This is a genomic window from Yersinia alsatica (assembly GCF_902170305.1).
In the GTDB taxonomy this organism is placed as follows: Bacteria; Pseudomonadota; Gammaproteobacteria; order Enterobacterales; family Enterobacteriaceae; genus Yersinia; species Yersinia alsatica.
In genome coordinates this window covers 143,253-167,571 of sequence record NZ_CABHWW010000026.1, presented here as the reverse complement: position 1 = coordinate 167,571, position 24,319 = coordinate 143,253, and the positions used below count along the sequence as shown (strand labels likewise).

Genomic DNA, 24,319 nt, shown 5'->3' with positions numbered 1-24,319 from the left:
GTTATCGGTTGGCGCTATTTGTTATGGCGGGAAATACAATTATGCTTGGGTCATTAGCGGGGAAAGCCACTGCCATCGACGAACACAATGGCAGTTTTTGGCAGTAGACCGGCCTTTTAACAACGGCGTAAAGGTTAAATAGTTCCGCCGAGTGAAATACGATAATGGAGATCAACTTGTTCAATTGTAGGGATTTTTTTGATTTTCTTAATCAAGATTTCCGCTGCGACTTTGCCCATTTCAAAACGTGGCGTGGTGACACTGGCCAGCACCGGTGTCGTCGCCTGACCAATATCCAACCCATGGAAACCGGAAATTGCCATTTCCGCTGGCACCGCCATACCCAGTTTTAAGCATTCTTGTAACACGCCCACAGCCATATCATCATTGGTACAAAAAATAGCATCGACCTGCGGATACATTTGTCGTGCCAATGCCAACATGCCAGCACCAATAGAGACTGACGAAACTTTATTTGGGGTAATGTGCAAAGGCGAGAATCCAGCATCACTCATCGCTTGGCTATATCCTTGATAACGCTTGCGATCTCGCACATCGGACATCGAGCCAAAATAGACAATATTCTGTTTACCACTGGCCAACAGTGTTGCCGTCATATCATAGGCTGCCTGATAATTATTAAAACCCACAGTAATGCGATTGGATTGTGGCTCCAGATCCATTACCTGTGCCACGGGAAGTTCCGAAGCATTCAAATACTTATCAGCACGTAAGGTATGTTCAGAGTCAGTCAGAATCAGCCCTGAAATCTGGCAGGAGAGTAGATTGATTATCTGCTCCTCTTCACGTTCTTTATTGTAGTTATAGTTAACGACTAACGTTTGATAGCCGCTCGCCGCAGTGACCGATTCAATACCCGCCAGTAAATCAGAGAAAATCTGGTTATTAAACGATGGTACCAAGATACCAATGCGCGGGCTTTTTTGATTAAGACTAGTTTCCCCATCAGAATCAACGCTGTAATTTACTTCAGCCATCACCTGAGCAATACGCTCACCGGTTTCCGGAGCCACTTTTTCCGGCGTGCGTAAGTAGCGGCTGACGGTCATTTTAGTTACACCGGCTAGCAACGCGATATCCTGTAACGTAACACGCTGGTTTTTCATGGCTTATACCTGGCAGTCGGGTGCGGGAAGAGTGAAAATGATTATGCACTGTTAGTACGGATAATGAAAAGCATGTTACGGGTTAAAAATGCCATAACAACCATGCTGGATATTATTAAGTTAGTTTATTATCAATATGTTAATTCTATATCTCGTCCTAAAATGGTCAAGACTTTGGCTGATAGACCGATTTCGTCGTCATCAAGGCGATGTCGCTCACGTAAGTGGTAACAGCTTGTCGTAACATGATTTAAAGTGATCTGCATCACAGTTTACTAAGACGGAAAACGGTTTGATAGGCACATGTTTTCATGTCCACCACTTTATAGATTTTCATATTACTGACAGTTAAGTTATTACTGTATTAATTCGGCAGTAATCCAGCAGTGATTTTTATTTTATATGTCGCTTAATTCGCGTCATCAGGAATTAATTATGAAGAATTTATTTTCGTTAGAAAAACGCAAAGTATTAATTACCGGTTCTGCACAAGGTATCGGATTCTTATTAGCAAAAGGCCTGGCTGAATTTGGTGCGGAAATCATTATCAATGATATTACCGCGGAACGTGCAGAGAAAGCAGTTGCTGAATTACGTGCCAGTGGTTTTATTGCTCATGCTGCCGCATTTAATGTGACTGACCATGATGCAGTTAATGATGCTATTGCACAAATAGAAAACAACATTGGTGCTATTGATATCTTAATTAATAATGCCGGTATTCAGCGTCGCCATGCTTTTACTGAATTCCCGGAAAAAGATTGGGACGATGTTATTGCAGTCAACCAAAAATCCGTATTTTTGGTTTCACAAGCAGTGTCCCGCTATATGGTCAAACGTCAACGCGGCAAGATTATCAATATTTGCTCAATGCAGAGTGAATTAGGCCGCGACACTATCACGCCATATGCCGCCTCTAAAGGAGCAGTCAAGATGCTGACGCGCGGCATGTGTGTCGAACTGGCCAGATACAACATTCAGGTCAATGGTATTGCTCCTGGCTATTTCAAAACGGAGATGACAAAAGCACTGGTCGATGACCAAGCCTTCACCGATTGGTTGTGCAAACGTACCCCAGCAGCTCGTTGGGGTGACCCGGAAGAGTTGATTGGTGCCGCAGTGTACCTGTCTTCCAAAGCTTCTGATTTTGTTAATGGTCACCTGTTATTTGTTGATGGTGGCATGTTGGTCGCTGTTTAATCTTCGCCATTGACGTTGCGAAGCGTTAACCCATTAACGAATTGCCGAGGGAAGTTATGTCCGGTAAATGCATTATTGTCATGGGCGTTTCCGGCACCGGTAAATCCTGTGTCGGCCAAGCATTGGCACAAGCGCTGAGTGCCAAATTTATAGACGGCGATGACTTGCATCCTCGCGCTAATATCCAAAAAATGGCGTCAGGTCAGCCTCTTAATGATCAAGACCGTGCCCCTTGGCTCGAGCGACTAAGTGACGTGGCCTATAGCCTGCAACAAAAAAATGAAGTGGGTTTCTTAGTGTGTTCAGCCTTGAAAAAACAGTATCGCGACCGCCTGCGTGAAGGTAATCAGGGGGTGCGTTTTCTGTGGTTGACCGGTGATTATGATTTGGTATTGCACAGAATGCAGCAGCGGGCTGGGCATTTTATGCCGGAGAGCCTGTTAAAAAGCCAGTTCGCAACACTGGAAACCCCAGATGCCCGCGAGCCAGACGTGATTGCCATCGATATCTCACCCGATGTTGCCGGTGTTGTTGAACACTGCATTGCCGCGCTAGAGCAAGAGAGCAACGTGAGCCATTGTGCTTAAGCACTCTCGGCATAATGCCGACCTAAGAATTTAGGAATTGTTATGATACTTGATGAACTGAAAAATGCGGTGAATAACCCACTCTATCCAGATGCTATCCGCCGCACACTGGCTGCGATCGCTAATATGGATTTAGCTAATCTACCGGCGGGCGAACAAGAAATTGAAGGCCGCGAGATTTACCTGAATCATATTATTGCCAGCAGCAAGCCACTCTATGAACAAGCCCCTGAATTGCATCGTTACTACATTGATATTCATATTCTACTGGAAGGCAGCGAAGTGATTGGAGCGTCGCCCTCAACTCAGGGCCAGCGCCCAACAATGGATTTTGATACTGAGCGCGACTACGGCTTGTTTGAAGGGATCACCACGGAAACCTTGTTAACACTGGCTCCCGGTGATATCGCCATATTGTTCCCTGGCGAGTTGCATCGCCCAATGGGGACATTGACCGAGGTCGCCCCACTACGCAAAATAGTGGTTAAGGTTGCGAATCATCTGCTGTAATGTGACTTTGCTAAGGTTTTATCCAGCAAGCAATGGTGTCTTTCATCACCGCCAGACGTTTTTCTAATGCCTCTGGCGTGGTGAGATCCTGCTGATAAACAATCGACAATGTCGCGTTGTTTATCAGATAAAAAAACCCTAACGCGGAAATAGAAATATTCAGCTGCATAGCATCAATGCCCGGTTTAATGGTTTTTTCCCGCTCACCGCGCTCAATCAATGTTTGAGAAATACCCCGCCAGCTAAGGTTAATATCATCAATGCTTTTTGACTGCTGAAGATGTCGGGCTTTCTGTTGGTTTTCACTACTAAGCAGGCGAATAAATTCAGGATGCGCCAAATAGTAGCGCCAGGTAAAGTCCACTAATTCAAGAATGGCTTCATTAGCGGGTAAATGGTCAAGTTGCAGGGCCGCTTCTTGTTCACGAATATTACGATATGCATCTTCCAACACGCGAGTAAAAAGCTCGTCTTTATTCTTAAAATAATGATAGATAAGCTGTTTATTGATATCTGCTTGCGTGGCGATTTGCTCAACACGCGCACCATCAAAACCTTTCTGGGAAAATTCTTCGGTTGCCGCTGCCAGGATACGCATCTGTGTTTGTGCAGCATCCCGTTTACGTATTATTTTTCTATCTTCGGTCACGTTGCAGCCTCTGTCTTTGTCCAATTTACCGCCTGAAAACATGCTAATCGGCGCCTAACTAGCTGATGACTATAGCACAGCCACCACTCTCATCATAAAACTCAGCTCACGCTTAAGCCTAGTTAACATGCTCTAAAAATAATCAACCATTTGGTTGGTTATGCGAGGCAGATCATTTTTTTCTTGCCAAGAAAGCTCTAGTATCTTAATCAACCAAACAGTTGGTTAATTGTAACATAATGAATTTAATATAGATATGGAGTGAATATGGCGATTTCATCTCGACCGGTTGCTCTGGTCACCGGCTCCACCCGAGGCATTGGCCGACAATGCGCATTCTGGCTAGCTCAGGCTGGATTTAACGTGGTCATCAATGGTCGTCGTTCGCCTGACAGCATGGCGCTACAGCAGCAATTAGTGACTGAGTTGAGTCAATTTGGCGTGGAAGCGTTGGCTTGTCCCGGTGATATCGCGGAGCAAGAGCAACATGAATTGATGCTGGATGCGATTTTCGACCGCTGGGGGCGGCTTGACTGTCTGGTTAATAATGCGGGTACCGGAGCCAAGCAGCGTGGCGATATGCTGGAAATCACACCAGAGAATTATCAATACTGCATGGATGTGAATGCTCAGGCGATGTTTTTTCTCAGCCAGTCGGTCGCCAAAAGGATGTTGCAACAAGGCGAACTCGATAACCAACATCGCAGCATTATCAATATCACTTCCTGTAGCGCATCCGTCCTTTCCATTAGCCGCGCCGAATACTGTGTCTCAAAGGCGGCGGCCAGCATGATCACGCAACTTCTGGCACTGCGTTTAGCGCAAGAGAACATTGGGGTGTATGAGATTCGCCCAGGCATTATCAATACTGACATGACAAAAGTCGTGAAGCCGAAATATGACCAACTCATTGCTGATGGGTTAGTACCCATGAAGCGCTGGGGTGAACCGCAGGATATCGCGCAAGTGGTGCTCAGTTTAGCCAGCGGCAAATTGCCTTTTACGGTGGGCCAAATTATTGATGTCGATGGCGGATTGGCTAAGCCACATTTTTAACATTACCTATTTTTATCGCCTTCTTAACTTCAGGGGAATAACTCATGGCAACATTACGTATTGGCATCATCATGCACGGTGTGACTGGCCGTATGGGGAAAAACCAGCACTTAATTCGCTCGATTGTGGCGATCCGCGATCAAGGCGGCGTGACATTGACCAATGGTGACCGGGTGATACCGGACCCCATTTTGGTAGGGCGCAATGAAGAGAAAATTGCGGCTCTGGCGCAGCAATATCAGATTGAGCGCTGGACTACCGATCTTGACGGCGCATTGAGTAATCCTGACGACATTATTTTCTTTGATGCCGCTACCACACAGGCCCGTCCTGGCTTGTTAAAAAAAGCCATTGCCGCAGGCAAACATGTTTATAGCGAAAAACCGGTCGCCGTTAGTCTGGAAGAAGCGCTGGATCTCTATCATTTTGCACAAGAGCGCGGCGTCAAACACGGCGTAGTGCAAGACAAACTGTGGCTACCTGGGCTACAAAAACTGCAACTGCTCAATAATGCAGGATTTTTTGGCCGGACACTGTCAGTACGCGGTGAATTTGGTTACTGGGTATTTGAAGGCGATTTGCAGCCAGGGCAACGCCCTTCCTGGAATTACCGTCAACAAGACGGTGGCGGCATCATTCTGGATATGATCTGCCACTGGCGCTATGTCATCGATAACTTGTTTGGTGAAATCAAGAGCTTGAGCTGCCTGGGTGCCACTCACATTCCTGAACGTTGGGATGAACAAGGCCAGCCTTACGTCGCGAATGCTGATGATGCCGCCTATGCCACCTTTGAACTGCATAACGGCACTATTGTGCAAATCAATAGTTCGTGGTGCGTGCGAGTCAGACGTGATGATTTAGTCACGTTCCAGGTTGATGGGGTCAATGGTTCTGCGGTTGCAGGCCTGACAGATTGTCGTACCCAAGCACGCGTCAATACTCCGAAACCAGTGTGGAATCCAGATGTTCGGCAAACCCATGACTTCTTTGATGACTGGGTCGAAGTTCCAGATAACCAAGTCTATGACAATGCCTTTAAAGTTCAGTGGGAACTCTTCTTGCGCCATGTTTGTGACAATGGTGAGTTTAAATGGAACCTGCTGGAAGGGGCTAAAGGCGTGCAGTTGGTTGAATTGGCGCTACAAAGTTGGCAGGAACGCCGCTGGATAGATGTTCCGCCACTCACTCGTTGAAATCAGCCCATATCACATTAGGAGTGATCGCCATGTCTGGAAATACGACTTCACCATCTGTCTCGTCATCCATCTCACAACAGCCGGATGCCAACTTATTGTCAATTAATACCGCGACCGTTCGCCAACAATGGACACTGGATAAAATCATTGAAGGTTGCGCTCGCCATGAGATACGCGGTATCTCGCCGTGGCGCGATCAAACTCAGGCGCTTGGTGTGAAAGAGACTGCTCGCCTGATCCACAGCCATGAATTAACCGTCACTGGCTATTGCCGTGGCGGTATGTTCCCCGGCATCTCGCCGCAACAACGCCAGCATAACAATGATGACAACCGCCGCGCTGTAGATGAAGCGCTGGAGTTGAATGCGCAATGTCTGGTGCTGGTAGTCGGCGGCTTACCGGCGGGCAGTAAGGATTTGTCAGGGGCGCGGATGCAAGTGCGCGACGGGCTGGCAACCTTGCTCGACTATTCACGTTCAGTATCGATGCCGCTGGCTATTGAGCCACTGCACCCGATGTACGCCGCTGAGCGCGCTTGTGTCAACACACTGGAACAAGCCAACGATTTATGCGACGAACTGGGGGATAACGGCCTTGGGCTGGCTGTCGATCTTTACCACACGTGGTGGGACCCGAAGTTTTTCGCCCAAATCAAACGCGCTGGCCTGCGGCGTTTACTGGCTTTTCATATCTGTGATTGGTTGGTGCCAACACAGGATTTATTAAATGACCGCGGCATGATGGGTGACGGGGTGATTGATATCCGTGCTGCTCGGCTGGCAGTTGAAGCTGAAGGATACCGGGGATTTCATGAAGTGGAGATCTTCTCTGCTAATAACTGGTGGAAAAAAGATGCCAATGAGGTGCTGATGACCTGTAAACAGCGGCATCTGGACTGTTGCTGATGATTCAGCATGGTCACTGAGTTTTCTCTGGCCCTACACAAAAAACCGTGCTGAATCGTACTCTTACGCCGGTGTTGAATTCTATTCTCGTCATTAAAAACACAATAAGTCGAGGAAGTTATGAACACAGAAACAAAGAAAATGATATTGGTATCAGTCCTCTGCGGTCTCGGTTATATGATGTATTCCGTCGACCGCATGACCGTCTCTTCCGCCATTGGGTTAATCTCGCAAGATTTTGGTTTAGAAAAAGGCAGTTCGGGCATTTTATTAAGCTCGTTCTTTTATGGTTTTATCGGCTTTCTGTTTATTTCCGGCATTATTGCCGACAAGCTCAGCGGCAAACCGGTGCTCATCCTCGGTCTGATGATATTTTCACTGGCAACCATCTTTACTGGTCTTGCCGGGAGTTTAAGCGCGCTGATTTTCTATCGTGTGATGACCGGGATTGGTGAAGGGATATTCTGGCCTGCCGCCTCATTGGAGGTCGCTAACGTCACCACAGAGAAACAGCGCACCACGGTGATGTCATTATACTGGATGGGTTATCCCATCGGCGGCTTCCTTGGTACCTGGTTAGGAGCGATGCTGGGGCCCGTGTATGGCTGGCGCGTGGTGTTCTACGTCGCCGGTGCTATGGGGGTCGTGGTCGCTATCCTCTATGCCATTTTAGTCAAAAATGAACCCAAGCCGGCAGAGGCTAAAACCAAAGTAGTGAAAGAAAAAGTCCCTCTGCGCCTATTGTTTACCACCCCTTCCGTGATCCTGATGGCCCTCTACTACTTTGTTCTGCTGTGCGGCTGGTGGATAGTGCTGCTCTGGGCACCAACCTTCTTAATGAATGCCAAACAGATGCCCATCGGCATGGCTGGGACCATTGCCAGTTTACTGGGGCTGACCGGCGCCTTAGGAGGATTCCTGCTCGGACGTTACTGCGACCGGGGGAATTTTAACCGCAAACGCTGGGTGCTGATCAGTATTACCTTGCTCAGTGGCGTCTTGATGGCTGCACTGGTAGCCGATTTGCCTATTCCGGCGGTCGTAGTGTTGGTGATGTTACTGGGCTTTATCGGCTATCCGATCACTCCATTAGTATTGGCATTTACCTCTGAGTTGGTGCCCGCCTCAATTCGCGGCGCGGCTATCGGTTTTGTGATGAATGTGGGGATGACGGCAGGCGGCATCTCTCCGGTATTGGCGGGCTATCTGGCGGAACGTTATACCTTGTCGCCAGTCTGGCTATTCTCCGCCTGCCTGATGGCTTCAAGTAGCTTGTTATTACTGCGGGTGCGGAAAGTTGAAGTCACCATCGATGAACCCGTGGTATCTGGCGAACTGACTAAAGCTAGCCAATAACCCGGTTGGTTTTATCTGCCCCGACAACTGACTCGTTAAGAGATTGAACATGACAATGACTATCCCGCAGGAGACATTGGATCAATTAACCCATGTCCCAATGCCTAAACACGTTGCCACGCGCCAGCCTAATGAAATGCTACAGCTAGGGGCAGATATTATTCCAGTCTATCGCAGTGAAGCATTGGTGATTGGCAGCGGTGCTGCCGGGTTGCGTGCCGCCGTTGAACTGCGCCGCCGTCATATTGATGTGCTGGTCGCGACTCAGACGCTGTTTTGGGGCACCTCGGCCTGTTCCGGGTCGGATAAGCAAACACTGCATACCGCAGCTACCAGTAAGCAAGGCGATAATTTTATTAAACTGGCACAGGCCTTGGGCGCTGGTGGAGCAATGGATGCCGACACGGCTTATGTCGAGGCTGTCGGCTCAGTTGAAGCCTTTGCTGGCCTTAAATATATCGGCCTACCCTTACCAGAAGATCGCTATGGCGCTATTTTGCGCTACCAGACTGACCATGATGAAGCTGGGCGGGCAACAAGTTGTGGCCCGCGCACCTCACGCCTGATGGTTAAAGTATTGGCAGAAGAAGCTATTCGGTTGGGTGTGGCTTTTGTTGATCACTCAACCGTGATTCGTCTGTTAGTGGCGGGGGAAGGCCGTGAGCGCAAAATTGCCGGAGCCATCGCCATTAATAGTGGCGATCGCGGCGAGAATAATCCAACCGGGCTTGCTATCTATCTTTGCCCGTCACTGGTATTAGCCGCCGGTGGGCCAGGAGAGTTATTCCGCGACAGTGTTTACCCGAAGCGCTGTTTTGGCTCATTGGGTTTAGGGCTAGAAGCTGGGATCACGGCGGTGAATCTGACTGAACATCAATTTGGTATTGGTACACGCCGCGATGAGTTTCCATGGAATCTGTCGGGCACTTATGTGCAATGCATGCCTTATATCTATTCTGTCGATGACAAAGGCAATGAGCATAACTTTCTGGCGGAGTACTACCGCACCACACAAGAATTGGCAGCAAACATCTTCAGGAAAGGCTATCAATGGCCAATCCATGCGACGCGAATGTTAGATTTTGGTTCCAGTTTGGTCGACTTGGCGATATTTAGTGAGTCGCAATCTGGCCGAACCATCTTGATGGATTTTAATCGCAATCCGCAGCCGGTAGCGGGTGATGAGTCTTTTAGTCTGGAGCGGCTGGAACCGGATGTGGCATCGTACTTATCCAATAACGATGCATTATTGCCGTTACCGATAGATCGCTTGCGTCGTATGAACCCGCTCGCCATCGAGTTGTACAAATACCATGGGCAAGATATCAGCCAGGCACCGCTAGCATTTAATGTTAATCACCAGCATATGAATGGTGGTCTGGCCGTTGATACTTGGGGTCAAACTTCACTATCGGGCTGCTATGCCATTGGCGAAGCGGCGGGAACACACGGCGTGACCCGCCCAGGAGGGGCTGCATTGAATGCGGGACAGGTATTTGGTTTGCGTTGTGCCAAACAAATAGCTAACCAAACAGCGTCGCCACCCTTAGCTGTCGCCCAGCTACATAAGCAAATAGCGCAATGTATGGCAGACATAACACAGGGGCTAAGTAATGAGAGCGGGTTAAGCCTGCAACAGATTAAAGCCGATATTCAGCAGCGAATGAGTGATAAAGCAGGCTTTATTTGCTATGCCGACGAGGTGAGTGACGCTCTACAAGCCGCGCAGCAGCTAAATCAGGTTATTCAACAGCAGGGAATTGCTATTCCATATGTCAATAAAGTGGCGGTGAGTTTCCAATGGCGGCATATGGCACTGGCGTCGGAAGCGTTGCTGACGGCTCTGGATTTCTATATCTCACAAGGCGGGGGCAGCCGTGGAGCCAGAGCCATCTGTTCGGCCCAGGGGGAAGCGGTCCCTGAATCACGCCAAGGCCCACTGGCCGACTATCGCTTCATAACTGAAAAGCCTGAGCATCGCCAGCAGCAGTTGACTGTCACTTATCAGCAGGGGAAGTTTGCTGTTACTGTCTCATCTCTGCGTCAACTCGATGATCTTAATGCTATTTTCTTTGAAAAAAATTGGCCCGATTTTCTTACTGGAGCATTATATCGCTAAAATTCGTGCTCTTGTTCGCCCAGTAACCCTTGCAACCCAACGTATTCCGTGGGCTTTTTATTGCAGTAAAACGCCGCTTTACTCTGCATCGACTGAAGGTTCTAAGGTAGCCCCCTTCCCTTGGCGGCTGCGTTTTGCAGCCAACCACAGTCCGCTGTTTTTCATCGCGTAGCCAAACACAACGCCGACCAACACCGAGGCCGTCACTAATTTCCAGTCACCATTAGCGGCAAAAGTGGCACAAGCACCGATAAAGGTACCGGGTACAAAGGATAGCCATTGCTGACACGCCTGAATGCACATCAAAAATGCCACAATTCCGGTTAGAACATACCCAAGGATTGTCCATTCAGGTTGTAACGCACTGCCCTGAATAATCATCATCGCCCAGAATACTCCGCTCATACAGGTGAGCAGAGTGATTAGCAAACCTTTCAAACCACCTTGCGGACAGGCGAAATACGCCGTACAGCCAAGAAAACCGGCCCAACTGATCAGCCCCAAGCTAACCGCGACCCACCCCCAAATACCTGAAAGCACGCCGGTGGTAATAGCAATCATCAAAATAATATTCATTCACGTCACTCACGAAAAAGTCAATCAATAGGGATCAAGCAATGAACATATTTTACCCGAACTTAGGTAATATATGGCGATGAAAGTCACAAATTAAATGATACGAATGCAATTAAATTTAATTTATTGTGATTTAAATCACAAAACAATCGATGGAGAGGTTGAATGCTACACCTGCTGTGTAGATCGAAATAGATATAAATATTTAATAACCACTGAAAATTGGTGAGTATTTAGTTAGTAACCAAATAAAATTAACTATTTTAATAAAACAACAATTAAAATATATTATTTATTACATCCATCAATTGATTTACTTTAAAACATCTAAAAACAAAATTTATAGTAAGGTGTTTATATAAATGAAAAAATTTATTTATATGATGATTCCAATTATTTTATACAGTGGAACAGCCCCTGCTGATCAAATTAATCTCGTCAACACTCGTAAAGAAGATATGGCATGCTTTTATAAGGACAACAATTATTCAAATGAAATGTTTTGCGTAGAGAACAATACAGCTATTGGTCAATTAGGTAATAATCACAATAATAATGCATCCTCCATTAAAGTTCCACGAGGTTTAGCCGCAACTATATACCAAGACTCTTATTACAAAGGAGAAAGCACTATAATTTATACTGACACCAATATGAAAGAGTTAGAAGCTTTAGGGTTTCAGGATAAGATTAGTTCATTTTATATAACCTCCGCAGCGTGTTTCTATACTGAGGATAACTTCACCGGCTTACAACATTGCCTGGCAACCGATCACAATGAAAATTTCTATAAAAACTCAAAAAGTAAAATTAGAAATGACAGTATTTCATCAATTTACATCCCCAAAGACATCTTGGTGTCTATATATAAAAATGACAATTTCAACCCGCCATATTATTTAATCCATGAGAGCATAGATGCTGATGGATTACGTAAAATCGGCATGTTAAATGATATATCCAGCATTCAAACATTTAATGACAAATATGCTTTCTGTATTGATAAATGCGTTATCAATAAAGTGATTAACTATCCTCTCAATTCAATATTTGGCACCTACTGGAATAATGATAGCCTTCCATACAAATATGTACTGTTAAATATGAAGAGAACTCAGAATGATAACTATCAAATAGTTTTATTCGAGGACAGTAACATTTACGTTAACTATCCTACCATTACCTTTAAACATAGAAACCAGCAAGAGGAATTTACCTTTAACCTGAATGAACACTCTAATGAAATAACACTGCTCATCAGAATTAATGATCCTTCGATTGAGATTCAGTATGTGGAGTCTTATAACACGCAGTATATAAACAGTTCACCGTTAATTGCGTTCGAATCGGAAAATATGACAGAAATAGAACCTAACATCATTGTTTTTAATAAAGAGATGGAGTGGCCTTTAATCATTAACAGTGCCGTATTTGCCGTGAAGCAAGGGCTTTCCTTACCCAAAAGAAATACCAATAACGTTATGATTTGTATTACCAATCCATTACTGGGACTTTATAACTACGTAGTGCAAGGGCGCTGCAATCAGCCAGAACTCTTCGTCACTAAGTTAGAGAGATTGTTCAGCGACAATGCTGCCGGGCACCCCGAAAAAATATTACAGGTGGCTGGCAGTGCCAAGCCGTTGACGCCACTACAAAATAATACGCCAAAACACCCTGCGAGCGCTCATCCTCTGCTAATGCAACTCACACACATTAACGCTGATACCCGTGGGCATACACTGTCCATCGCGGGTGCGGCATTCGCCTGTAAAACTCCCTTAGTGGGTGGAATCCATCATATAACCCGCCGCCAAATAAAACCTAATCTGGACCCACATTGCATTTTATGGACTATGGATATTCTGACCGATTATACCCTGCTGTTTGGCAGTAGCATCATCACTTGGAACCGCAATCATTTTGGTCAAGTTATCAGTAATATCATCGCCCATGGCGCGACCGGATTTGCCGTTCGCGATCCTCATATAGAAGCTCGATTGGTGGCCTCGGTGTTAGAGCACCTACATCCCACAAGTCCAAATGAAATAGCGCACCTTAAAACTGCCTTTGATTATGCCCAACTGACTTATGTTGGTTATCAAGAACTCAATGCTCTTGCGACAGACCAAGAAGAGTCCTTTACTCTGGCAAGAGAACCTCGACAGGCACAGGCTTTGCCGATGGGCCGCTATGAACTTCAGCTTAGTAGTTACATGTATCGAGAAGTCGTCCCCAGGATTCGTGAATATCAACAATGGGTTGAACACCCTGAATTACGTTTTGACGTTGAGGTGATAAGCGGCACCCCAGCAGAGACATCAGCAGCCCGCCAACGAGTGCTACTTACCGCCGAACAGTGGCGGGAAACCTATTTTCGCCAGAGTATTCCCCGCGTCCCCAGTGGTCAGCCAAATTCTCAAGCCGCCACCTTTATGCAAACCGGTCGAACCGTCAGTGATATCGTCCGAAGTTGGCTGCGTACCCCTAGCGAAGATTATATTTATATTGTCGTGAGACTGCGCGGAGAGATTGTCAGTTTGGCTGTTGCCACAGATATCGGTAATGATAACGTTGGGTTAGCAGCATCAATTACCGCGCCCGCTTATGTCATTAACCCCGTCGCGGAAAATGCAGTTCGAGGTAGCGGTACTGCCGCCGTGCATGCGCTAGCCAAATATCTGAAAGAGAAAAAGAAAAAGAGTTTGGTTTCCATCGTAATATCCCAACCCTCGGCGATTGTGAAAAATAAGTTGGGCTTTAAATTCATCGAGGATATGTAGTTTGCCGATAGAAAAACAAAACCCCCTGTCAGCCGACGCTCACAGGGGGTTTATTTGACCTTTACCGCCTGATTACATCAGCGGCTGAGCCATTTGTACCAACGTAATCAGTGGTTGTGGATAGATACCCAGCACCAGTACCAAAATCGCGGAAATCAGCACCACGACACCGCCGGCAGTCAATGCCCAGTTATTTGGCGTGTCGCGAACCAAGGTTTCCGGCGCACTGAGGTACAGACTGACCGTCACGCGCAGATAGTAATACAGGCCGATGGCACTGCCCAATACCACCGCACCCGTCAGCCACCACAGGTTAGCACTGACACCCATTGCCACGACAAAGAACTTACCAATAAAGCCCAGTGTCATTGGGATACCGGCCAGTGACAGCATCATCACCGTCATCACCGCAGACAGAATCGGCTTATGCCAGAACAACCCACGGTAGGAGAACAGCGACTCTGCATCCGGGCCTTTGTATGGGCTGGACATCAAGCTGATCACACCGAAAGCACCCAAGCTGCTGAACAGGTAACCGGCCAGATAGACACCGACGGTTTCCAGTGCCAACTGATGAGTTTGTACCGCCACCAGCGCAATCAGCAGATAACCAAGGTGCGCGATAGAGGAATAACCCAACAGACGCTTAATGTTGGTCTGGCTGATTGCCATCAGGTTACCGAACAGAATCGAGGCCACCGCAATCAGTGAAAGAACCAGACGGACCGCTTCACTGTCAGCCGCGGGCGCATACAGGAACAAGCGCATCACCACGGCAAAGATAGCAATCTTACTGGCCGTTGCCAGGAAAGTAGATACCGGGGCAGGAGCGCCCTGATACACATCCGGCGTCCACAGTTGGAATGGCACCAGTGACAATTTAAAGCCGAGGCCGACAATCATCATCCCCAGACCGGCCAGAATCAGCGGCTGATGGATAACAGAATCACTCAGGCTTTTGCCCAGACCGGCGAAAGACAAGCTACCGGACTCTGCATACAACAGCGCCATCCCGAACAGCAGGAATGATGATGCTGCCGCAGACAGCAGCATGTATTTGATACTGGCTTCCAGTGAACGCTTCTGACGATAGGCGTAACCAATCAGGCCAAACAGCGGCAAGGAGATCAGTTCGATACCCAGGAACAGCGAGGCCAGATGATTGGCACTGGCCAGCAGAATGCCACCCATGGTCGCAATCAGCACCAGCAGGTAGAACTCTTCGCGGTTATCCGGATAGCCATTGAGCCACGGATAAGCAAAGGTGCTGGTTGCCAGACTGGCGGCAATCACTAACCCGGTATAGAACATCGAATAGCCGTCAACCCGCATCAGCGGTGTGACATCCATCGGCCCGACCTGACCGACAAAGTAAAGTGACAGCAATGCCAGGTTAAGCCCGATAACCGTCAGAGTGGCGTTGAGAAAGTGATCGCGTCGCCACGCAATGGACAGCATCACAACCACCACCGTCAATCCGACGATCAACAGCGGTAGCATTGCGATCAGTTGTTGAGGAGTTATTGTCATGGCGAATTACGGCCTTGTTGTTGGAATAGATGAAGCTGAGAACCACTGCTGTACATTACTCATCGCAGCATGGGAAGTGTCGAGAATTGGCTGCGGGTAAACCCCCAGCAACACTAACAACACCACTAACAGCAGGATGATGGACAGTTCCCTTGCACTCATGCCCGGCAATGCTTCTTGTGATTTTGGCGCGCCATAATAAGCACGTTGCATCATAATCAGCGAGTAAACCGAAGCAAAAACCAGCCCGAAAGTCGAGATCACGGTAATCACCGGCACCACTTGGAAGCTACCGAACAGAATCATAAATTCACCAACGAAGTTACCGGTACCCGGCATCCCCAATGTCGCTACCGCGAAGAACAGCGACAGCGCAGGCAAGTATTTGATTCGGCCCCAGAGGCCACCCATTTGGCGCATATCACGGGTATGCAGGCGCTCGTAAAGCTGACCACAGATGATGAACATACCGGCAGCAGAAAGGCCGTGAGCAATCATCTGAATAACCGCACCTTGGTAAGCCAGTTGGCTGCCGGTATAAATGGCAATCAGGACAAAGCCCATGTGCGATACGCTGGTATAAGCAATCAGACGTTTGATGTCTGTCTGGCAGAATGCCATCCATGCGCCGTAGAAGATGCCGATAACCCCCAACCACATGGCGATAGGAGCAAACTCAGCGGATGCATTCGGGAACAGTGGCAGGCTGAAACGCAGCAAACCATAAGCTGCCGTTTTCAGCAAAATCCCGGCCAAGTCAACAGAACCTGCCGTCGGTGCCTGACTATGTGCATCTGGCAACCAACCGTGCAATGGCACCACGGGCATTTTTACCGCGAAAGCGATAAAGAAGCCCAGCATCAGCAGATATTCAACATGATGTGACATCGGAGTTTTCAACAAATCTTCGTAGTTGAATGTCCAGACGCCGGTGGCGTTGTAGTGCACAAACACCAGCCCCAAAATGGCAATCAGCATGATAAGGCCGCTGGCCTGGGTATAAATGAAGAACTTGGTTGCTGCCGCGATACGGGTTTTACCGTCTGATGCTTTGTGACCCCACAAGGCAATCAGGAAGTACATCGGCACCAACATCATTTCCCAGAAGAAGAAGAACAGGAACATGTCGATGGCGAGGAACACGCCGATAACCCCACCCAGAATCCACAATAGATTCAGGTAGAAGAAGCCCTGATTGCGCTGAATTTCACGCCACGAACAGAGGATAGCCAGCACGCCCAGTAAGCCCGTCAGAACCACCATCAGCAGTGACAAACCATCCAAAGCCAGATGGAAAGCAATGCCGAACCGTGGGATCCACGGCAAGGTAAATTCTGATTGCCACTGCGGGATACCCGCTGGGTTAACCAGTGAATAGCTGCCCTGCACCCAAAGTTGCAGGGAAAGCACCAATGTCAGCCCCATCGCGAGTAGCGCTATCCAGCGCGGTACTCTAGTACCGAAGCGCTCACACTGCCAAGACAGTAAGCCGCCGATAAAGGGGATAAGAATTAGCCAAGGTAATAGCATGGCGTTTTGTGTCCCTAATTAAACGAAAAGCAACAGAGCCAGTACAACGACTGCACCCAAACCCATAGACGCGACATACCAACGCACCTGTCCATTTTCACTGACGGTCAGACCGCGATTACTCCAGCGCGAAAGTATCGCCGGGGTATTCATCAGTGAGTTCAGCGGATCACGTTGCAACAGTCTTGCAATCCACAGATACGGGCGAACAAACACGTTTCGGTACAGCCAGTCGAAGCCCCACGCATGGAACCACCAGACCGTAAAGAAGCGGCCCAGCGCACTTTGCGCAATGCTGTTTACCAACTGACGTTTACCCAGATACAGTGCCGCTGCCAGTGCAATACCGACCACTACCAGCACACCAGAGAAGATCTCCAGCGGCATTTTGCCCTCTTCACCGAAGTGAAGCTCTGGCAACACACCCGCCAGTGGTGGTGTTATCAGCGCGCCAACAAATGTCGACAGCACCAGCAACACAATCAGCGGCAGGCTATGAGTGATCCCTTTGACTGGATGCGCTTTGGTTTTTGGCTCGCCATGGAACACAATGAAAATCATACGGAAGGTATACAGCGCGGTGAGGAATGCCCCAACCAGCCCCGCAACCATCAGATTGATATGGCCACTGGCCAATGCGCCCCACAGAATTTCGTCTTTACTGTAGAAGCCTGCGGTGACGATTGGCAATGCTGCCAGCGCCGCACCACCCACCAAGAAGCAGATATAAACCAATGGGATAGTCTTACGCAGACCACCCATTTTGAAAATATTTTGCTCGTGGTGACAGGCCAGAATTACTGAACCGGAAGAGAGGAACAGTAACGCTTTAAAGAAAGCATGGGTCATCAGGTGGAAAATCGCCGCATCCCACGCCTGAACGCCCAGCGCCAGGAACATGTAGCCAATCTGGCTCATGGTGGAATAGGCCAAGACCCGTTTGATGTCGGTCTGTACCAAGGCGGCAAAACCGGCCAATACCAAGGTGACTGCCCCAATAATCCCCACCAGATGCAGAACTTCCGGTGCCATCAGGAACAGACCGTGAGTACGGGCAATCAGATAGACCCCAGCGGTAACCATGGTTGCCGCATGGATCAGCGCGGAAACCGGTGTCGGGCCCGCCATCGCATCAGCCAACCACGTTTGTAACGGCAACTGCGCCGATTTACCGACCGCGCCACCCAACAGCATCAGCGTCGCCCAAGTAATGGCGGTGGAGCCCATTTCCAGTTTCTGCGGTGCCAATACCATCAGCTCGCGAATGTTCAGCGTGCCCAGTTCTTGATAGAGAATGAACAAAGCGATGGCCAGGAACACGTCACCCACACGGGTCACGATAAAGGCTTTCATCGCCGCAGCGCCATTGGCAGGATTGGTGTAGTAGAAACCAATCAGCAAGTAGCTGCACAGGCCCACGCCTTCCCAACCCAGATACATCAGCATCAGGTTATCCGCCAGCACCAAGGTCACCATACTGGCGATAAACAGGTTGGTGTAAGCGAAGAAGCGGGAGTAGCCCTCTTCCCCACGCATATACCAAGAGGCATACATGTGGATCAGGAAGCCCACCCCGGTGACCACAGACAACATGGTCAGCGACAGGCCGTCCAGTGTCAGAGTCAGCGGAATGTTGAACGCGCCGACAGACATCCAGTTCCACAGGGTTTGGTTAAACACCTGTACCCCGGTGGCTTTTTGACTGAGGAAATCCACTGCAACATACAGTGTTACCAGCGCAGTTAGGCCAATAGAGCCAACCCCGACAGTGGCGGAGGTGTTTTCAGACCAACGCCCACGGGAGAATGCCAACAGCAAGAAGCCCAGCAGTGGCAGCAGAATTGTTAAATATAATAGGTTCATCCGCGCATCTCACTGACTGTATCGATATTCAGAGTATGACGGCGACGATACAGCTGTAGCAGCAATGCCAGGCCAATACTGGCCTCCGCTGCCGCTAGCGTAATCGCCAGGATATACATCACCTGACCGTCAGCCTGACCCCAATAACTGCCCGCCACCACAAAGGCGAGCGCCGCTGCGTTGATCATCACTTCAAGGCTTATCAGCATAAACAGCAGGTTGCGACGAATCAGCAACCCCGTCAGCCCCAGCACAAACAGAATGGCCGCCAGAATCAGGCCATGTTGTAGAGGGATCATGCTTGTTCCTCCGTTTTTCTTTTCGCTGAATCGCTGGCGCCCAGCACTTCACCCGGCTTATGTTCACGCCCGATATGGAAGGCAACCACCAGACCTGCCAGCAGTAGCATTGAAGCCAGTTCAACTGCCAGCACATAAGGGCCGAACAAGCTAATACCGACGGCTTTGGCATCCACCATTTCACCGCTGATACCTGAATCGGTGACTGAGCTAATGGCATAGATCAGTACCGACAACAGCACCAGTGCCAATAAGCCGGGGCCAATCCACAAACTTGGTTTCAGCCAGTCGCGCTCTTGTTGTTCAACATTGCCAAGGTTCAGCATCATCACCACGAACACGAACAGCACCATAATGGCACCGGCGTATACGATGATTTCCAACGCACCGGCAAAGTAAGCCCCCAGCGAGAAGAACACGGCTGAAATAGCCAGCAAAGAGATAATCAGGTACAGCAACGCATGTACCGGGTTGGTATGAGTGATAACGCGAATAGTCGCCACCACTGCCACCAATGCTGCAATATAAAATGCAAATTCCATGGAAGCTGGCTCCTAAGGCATCAGACCTTTAACGTCGATCGGTTTGGCTTCATTTTCGGCTTCGCCTTTCTGCTTGCCGTCAATTGCCATACCGGACATCCGGTAGAAGTTATATTCCGGATATTTACCCGGCCCCGAGATCAACAGATCTTCTTTCTCATACACCAGATCCTGGCGTTTGAATTCACCCATTTCGAAATCCGGCGTCAGCTGGATAGCGGTGGTCGGGCAAGCTTCTTCACACAGACCACAGAAAATGCAGCGCGAGAAGTTGATACGGAAGAACTCCGGATACCAGCGACCATCTTTCTGCTCAGCTTTCTGCAATGAGATACAGCCGACTGGGCAAGCAACAGCACATAAGTTACAGGCAACGCAGCGCTCTTCACCGTCGGGATCGCGCGTCAGCACAATCCGGCCACGGTAGCGCGGCGGCAGGTAAACCGGCTCTTCCGGATACATTTGGGTTTCGCGCTTGTGGAAGGCATGAAGGCCTATCATCCACAGGCTGCGCACTTGGGTGCCGAAACCAACCACTAACTCTTTCAACGTCATGGTTCATTCACCCCTTATTGAGCGTTGTACAAAATGACCGCGGCAGTCGCCAGCAGATTCAGCAGGGTCAACGGCAGGCAAACTTTCCAGCCGAATGACATCACTTGGTCATAACGTGGGCGCGGCAAGGATGCACGGATCAGAATGAACATCACCATGAAGAAAGCCGTTTTCAGCGCAAACCAGATAAATGGCGGCAAGAACGGACCTTGCCAACCTCCGAAGAACAAGGTGACTATCAGTGCAGAGACGGTCACGATACCGATGTATTCACCGACGAAGAACAAACCGAATTTCATGCCGGAATATTCAATGTGGTAACCATCGGCCAGTTCTTGTTCAGCTTCTGGCTGGTCAAAGGGATGACGGTGACAGACTGCAACACCCGCAATAGCAAAGGTCACAAAACCAAAGAATTGCGGGATGACATTCCAGACGTGCTCCTGAGAGTTAACAATATCCTGCATGTTGAACGAGCCTGCCTGTGCTACCACGCCCATCAGCGACAAGCCGAGGAACACTTCGTAGCTCAGGGTTTGCGCAGATGCACGCATCGCCCCTAACAGAGAATATTTGTTATTACTGGACCAACCGGCGAACAGCACGGCGTACACCGCCAGCCCCGCCATCATCAGGAAGAACAAAATACCGATATTGAGGTCTGCAACCGCCCAGGTCGGGCTGACCGGGACAATGGCAAAAGAGAGCAAAAGTGAGGTAAAGGCGATAACCGGTGCCAGAGTAAAGATAGCCCGGTCGGAGAAGCGCGGTACCCAGTCCTCTTTGAAGAACATTTTGATCATGTCAGCAACCAGCTGCAATGATCCGCCCCAACCGACACGGTTTGGTCCGTAACGGTTTTGGAACAGACCCAGCAGGCGGCGCTCACCAAAGCTCATAAATGCGCCGCAGGTCACGACCACCAACAGAATCACTACCGCTTTCAGGACAGAGATTAAAATCTCAATCAATTCAGGGGTAAACCAGCTCATAGTACTGCCTCCCGCAGATTCTCAACACGCGCACCCACCATAATCGGTGGAATGCCCGGTAAGCCAAGCGGCAAGCCGACCTGACCCTGAGCCAAGGTTTCACTCAAACGTACTGGCAGGCGCAAAGTCTGACCCGCGCAGTTGAACTCCACCAGCGTACCGAGGTTGACCCCAAGCGTGGCGGCATCAGCCGGGTTGACCATCACGTAAGGTGCAGGCATCCGTTGCTGAATCACATCTGAGCGCTGAGACATCTCTTCACTACCAAACAGGTGATAGTAAGGTGCGATCTGCCAGCTGTCGGTGTTAGCGGTAAAGGCTGCAGGTACCGAATCAAAGTAACCGAGAGTTCCCTCCCCTGCTTCAATCAGACGGACACCCGGATCGCCGAAGCGCAAATTGCCACCCACTTCTGCCTGGAATTTGTTCCATGCTTGCGGTGAGTTCCAGCCTGGTGCCCAGGCAAATGGAATCTGCTGACGATCAGCCAGTGGGCTGTTGTTCCCTTCCATTGAGAAGGCAAACGGCGTGTCGATATCTTGCGGCTGACGCGGTTCATGCACACTAATATCTGCGCGCATGGCAGTACGGCCACTGTAACGAATCGGCGAACGCGCCAGTTTCTGACCACGGATACGGAATGTCGCATCCGGCGCGGCTTCAACAATGCCTTCTAACTGCGGCAATGCAGCCACACAAGCTTGAATCACGTGATCAAGCTGAGTCCAGTCAACGTGGCGGCTGGTGTAAGTTGAGTGCAGGGAATGCAACCAACGCCAGCTCTCCAGCATAATGCTGCGGCTTTCAGGTTTTTTCGGATCATCGTAGTAAGTCGGGTCATACACTTGGAAGAAGCGCTGAGCGCGGCCTTCCTGATTGACCAAGGTACCGTCACTTTCCGCGAAACTGGCAGCAGACAGAATCAAATCCGCTTTATCCATAATCGCTGTGCGCTGGTGATCGACCACGATCAGATTTGCTGTTTTCTCCAATGCGGCATCGACTTTGTCTTTTGCAGCATGGCGATACAGGTCGTTTTCCATCACGATAACGCTATCCGCGTCACCTTGGGTCAACAACTCCAGTGCTTGATCCAGTGAACCACCGCCGATCATTGACAGACCAATACTGTTGGCGGCACTGGCAACAAAGGTAATGCCGACATCAGAGCCACGGCCTTTCAACGCTTTTGCTACGTTGGCTGCCGCTTCAATGATGGCGTCGCTGCCCGCACTGCTGCCGGTAATAATCAGTGGTTTTTTCGCACCGGCCAGCGCCTGTACGATGATATCCACTTTACCTTTCAGTTTACTGTCGAGATCAGAGACTGCCGGGGCCGACTCATCCAACGCGTGAGCAATGGCGAAACCTAAACGAGCCTGATCATCCACCGGAGCACGGTAATTCCATGCCGCGATATCATCCATGCGGGTGTTATCAACGTTAGTGATAAACAGCGGATGTTTGGCATGTTGACCAATGTTCATAATGGCGGCAATTTGCCAGTCAGCCACTTTTTGTGCGGCGGCCATTTCGCGGGCTTTACCTTTCACTGCCTGACGAACTGACAGCGCAATACGTGCGCCAGTCTGAGTCAAATCTTCACCCAGAATCAGCACGGCGTCGTAGCTTTCAATTTCGCGTAATGCTGGCGTGTAAATACCGCCCTCACGCAGCACTTTCAGCATCAATTGCAAGCGTTGTTGCTCACTTGCGGCGATACCGGTGTAGAAGTTTTCAGCACCAACCAACTCACGCAGCGCGAAGTTACTTTCCAGGCTGGCACGCGGTGAACCGATACCGATGGTTTTCTTCGCCTGACGCAGAATATCCGCCGCACCTTGCATCGCTTGTTCAGCGTTCAGGTGGATCCAGTCATTACCACGCAGTTGCTGTGGTTGACGTGGGCGATCTTTGCGGTTGACGTAGCCATAACCAAAGCGGCCACGGTCACACATAAAGTAGTGGTTTACCGTGCCGTTGTAGCGGTTTTCGATGCGACGCAATTCACCATAACGTTCGCCCGGGCTGGTATTACAGCCCACGCTGCACTGCTGGCAGATACTTGGCGCGAACTGCATATCCCATTTACGGTTATAACGTTCGGAATGGGTTTTGTCGGTGAATACACCGGTCGGGCACACTTCTACCAGGTTACCGGAGAACTCGCTTTCCAGCGTGCCGCTCTCAGTACGACCAAAGTAGACGTTATCGTGCGCGCCGTAGACACCAAAGTCAGTGCCATCCGCGTAATCTTTGTAGTAACGCACACAGCGGTAACAGGCGATACAGCGGTTCATTTCATGGGAGATGAACGGGCCGAGGTCCTGATTTTGGTGAGTCCGTTTGCTGAAGCGATAGCGGCGGAAACTGTGACCGGTCATCACTGTCATATCTTGCAGATGACAGTTACCCCCCTCTTCACAGACCGGGCAATCGTGTGGGTGGTTAGTCATCAACCATTCAACCACACTCTCACGGAACGCTTTGGCTTCGCCGTCATCAATGGAAATAAAGGTTCCATCAGTGGCCGGGGTCATACAGGACATCACCAAACGCCCACGAGTGTCGTCCGCGTTTTGGTATTGCTTTACCGCACATTGGCGGCAAGCGCCGACGCTTCCCAGCGCCGGATGCCAGCAAAAATAAGGAATATCGAGTCCCAGGGAGAGACAAGCTTGTAACAGGTTGTCGGCCCCGTTTACGTCGTATTCTTTGCCGTCTACATGAATCGTAGCCATATGCATGCTTCCAAGTGACCTGTGCGTGAACACGTTTAATATCTGTTGCGCTCGGTGATACTTCGTCAAAAATCAGCCCGAAATGCTCATTTACCAGAGTAAATTCCGCTTTCTTTCTGATTTTTTCCTCGTCTGACCGTCGCTCACGACGACTTTAAACGGTTCGTTTACAAGCGTTAATCAAAAAATCTGACCCTTAC

General features: G+C 49.3%; 20 protein-coding genes. 9 read left to right on the top strand and 11 right to left on the bottom strand.

Features of this window, described 5'->3' with window-relative positions; translation table 11 throughout:
* Positions 1–134: 134 nt before the first annotated feature.
* Positions 135–1,127, bottom strand: a complete 993-nt coding sequence (locus tag FTA96_RS14935; protein ID WP_050106116.1) for a substrate-binding domain-containing protein — start codon at positions 1,125–1,127, stop codon at positions 135–137.
* A 435-nt stretch (positions 1,128–1,562) separates the two neighbouring features.
* On the opposite strand from FTA96_RS14935, the gene idnO reads away from it, so the two are divergent.
* From idnO to FTA96_RS14920, 3 genes are read left to right on the top strand one after another with little or no spacing between them, the layout of a single operon-like run.
* Positions 1,563–2,327: a gluconate 5-dehydrogenase gene (gene idnO / locus FTA96_RS14930; RefSeq protein WP_050120848.1), complete on the top strand. Its 765-nt coding sequence runs from the start codon at positions 1,563–1,565 to the stop codon at positions 2,325–2,327.
* Between the two features lie 56 nt (positions 2,328–2,383).
* Positions 2,384–2,914 (top strand): gluconokinase, encoded by a 531-nt coding sequence (locus FTA96_RS14925; protein ID WP_050106114.1) that lies wholly within the window; start codon positions 2,384–2,386, stop codon positions 2,912–2,914.
* A 42-nt stretch (positions 2,915–2,956) separates the two neighbouring features.
* A complete protein-coding gene (locus FTA96_RS14920) occupies positions 2,957–3,424 on the top strand; it encodes a YhcH/YjgK/YiaL family protein (RefSeq protein ID WP_050106113.1) in 468 nt (155 codons plus the stop codon).
* Positions 3,425–3,434: 10 nt separating this feature from the next.
* Here FTA96_RS14920 and FTA96_RS14915 read toward each other — a convergent pair whose 3' ends face one another.
* Positions 3,435–4,115 (bottom strand): TetR/AcrR family transcriptional regulator, encoded by a 681-nt coding sequence (locus FTA96_RS14915; protein ID WP_080987026.1) that lies wholly within the window; start codon positions 4,113–4,115, stop codon positions 3,435–3,437.
* Between the two features lie 225 nt (positions 4,116–4,340).
* Here FTA96_RS14915 and FTA96_RS14910 point away from each other — a divergent pair, with 225 nt between their 5' ends.
* The 5 genes from FTA96_RS14910 (at position 4,341) to FTA96_RS14890 (ending at position 10,708) form a co-directional block, all read left to right on the top strand.
* On the top strand, positions 4,341–5,129 hold the full coding sequence (locus FTA96_RS14910) for a 3-ketoacyl-ACP reductase (RefSeq protein ID WP_050106112.1): 789 nt from the start codon (positions 4,341–4,343) through the stop codon (positions 5,127–5,129).
* Between the two features lie 44 nt (positions 5,130–5,173).
* Complete coding sequence (locus tag FTA96_RS14905; protein ID WP_050106111.1) at positions 5,174–6,325, top strand: Gfo/Idh/MocA family protein; 1,152 nt, start codon at positions 5,174–5,176, stop codon at positions 6,323–6,325.
* A 32-nt stretch (positions 6,326–6,357) separates the two neighbouring features.
* Positions 6,358–7,233, top strand: coding sequence for a sugar phosphate isomerase/epimerase family protein (locus FTA96_RS14900; protein WP_050132935.1), 876 nt, complete (start codon positions 6,358–6,360; stop codon positions 7,231–7,233).
* A gap of 177 nt (positions 7,234–7,410) precedes the next feature.
* On the top strand, positions 7,411–8,589 hold the full coding sequence (locus FTA96_RS14895; protein ID WP_172677679.1) for an MFS transporter: 1,179 nt from the start codon (positions 7,411–7,413) through the stop codon (positions 8,587–8,589).
* Positions 8,590–8,644: 55 nt separating this feature from the next.
* Positions 8,645–10,708: an FAD-binding protein gene (locus FTA96_RS14890; RefSeq protein WP_216594349.1), complete on the top strand. Its 2,064-nt coding sequence runs from the start codon at positions 8,645–8,647 to the stop codon at positions 10,706–10,708.
* 78 nt (positions 10,709–10,786) lie between these two features.
* Here the strand turns inward: FTA96_RS14890 and FTA96_RS14885 are convergent, their stop codons facing one another.
* Positions 10,787–11,284, bottom strand: coding sequence for a DUF1097 domain-containing protein (locus FTA96_RS14885; protein ID WP_050106107.1), 498 nt, complete (start codon positions 11,282–11,284; stop codon positions 10,787–10,789).
* A 362-nt stretch (positions 11,285–11,646) separates the two neighbouring features.
* Here FTA96_RS14885 and FTA96_RS14880 point away from each other — a divergent pair, with 362 nt between their 5' ends.
* The gene (locus FTA96_RS14880) at positions 11,647–14,067 is read left to right on the top strand and encodes a peptidase inhibitor family I36 protein (RefSeq protein ID WP_145507120.1); all 2,421 of its coding nucleotides are present in this window, start codon (positions 11,647–11,649) and stop codon (positions 14,065–14,067) included.
* Positions 14,068–14,139: 72 nt separating this feature from the next.
* Here the strand turns inward: FTA96_RS14880 and nuoN are convergent, their stop codons facing one another.
* The 8 genes from nuoN to nuoG are packed head-to-tail and all read right to left on the bottom strand — an operon-like array spanning position 14,140 to position 24,119.
* Entirely contained in the window at positions 14,140–15,597 is a 1,458-nt protein-coding gene (gene nuoN, locus FTA96_RS14875; protein ID WP_050106105.1) for an NADH-quinone oxidoreductase subunit NuoN, read from the bottom strand.
* Positions 15,598–15,603: 6 nt separating this feature from the next.
* Positions 15,604–17,127: an NADH-quinone oxidoreductase subunit M gene (gene nuoM / locus FTA96_RS14870; protein WP_050106104.1), complete on the bottom strand. Its 1,524-nt coding sequence runs from the start codon at positions 17,125–17,127 to the stop codon at positions 15,604–15,606.
* A gap of 18 nt (positions 17,128–17,145) precedes the next feature.
* Positions 17,146–18,990: an NADH-quinone oxidoreductase subunit L gene (gene nuoL / locus FTA96_RS14865; protein WP_050106103.1), complete on the bottom strand. Its 1,845-nt coding sequence runs from the start codon at positions 18,988–18,990 to the stop codon at positions 17,146–17,148.
* Complete coding sequence (nuoK, locus tag FTA96_RS14860) at positions 18,987–19,289, bottom strand: NADH-quinone oxidoreductase subunit NuoK (protein WP_032815102.1); 303 nt, start codon at positions 19,287–19,289, stop codon at positions 18,987–18,989. Before nuoK ends, nuoL begins: the two co-directional genes overlap by 4 nt.
* Positions 19,286–19,831, bottom strand: a complete 546-nt coding sequence (nuoJ, locus tag FTA96_RS14855; protein WP_004708772.1) for an NADH-quinone oxidoreductase subunit J — start codon at positions 19,829–19,831, stop codon at positions 19,286–19,288. The genes nuoK and nuoJ overlap by 4 nt, the downstream gene beginning before the upstream one ends.
* A gap of 12 nt (positions 19,832–19,843) precedes the next feature.
* On the bottom strand, positions 19,844–20,386 hold the full coding sequence (nuoI, locus tag FTA96_RS14850) for an NADH-quinone oxidoreductase subunit NuoI (protein ID WP_050106102.1): 543 nt from the start codon (positions 20,384–20,386) through the stop codon (positions 19,844–19,846).
* A gap of 14 nt (positions 20,387–20,400) precedes the next feature.
* Positions 20,401–21,378 (bottom strand): NADH-quinone oxidoreductase subunit NuoH, encoded by a 978-nt coding sequence (gene nuoH, locus FTA96_RS14845; RefSeq protein ID WP_005159221.1) that lies wholly within the window; start codon positions 21,376–21,378, stop codon positions 20,401–20,403.
* Positions 21,375–24,119, bottom strand: a complete 2,745-nt coding sequence (gene nuoG, locus FTA96_RS14840; RefSeq protein ID WP_050106100.1) for an NADH-quinone oxidoreductase subunit NuoG — start codon at positions 24,117–24,119, stop codon at positions 21,375–21,377. The genes nuoH and nuoG overlap by 4 nt, the downstream gene beginning before the upstream one ends.
* Positions 24,120–24,319: the final 200 nt, after the last annotated feature.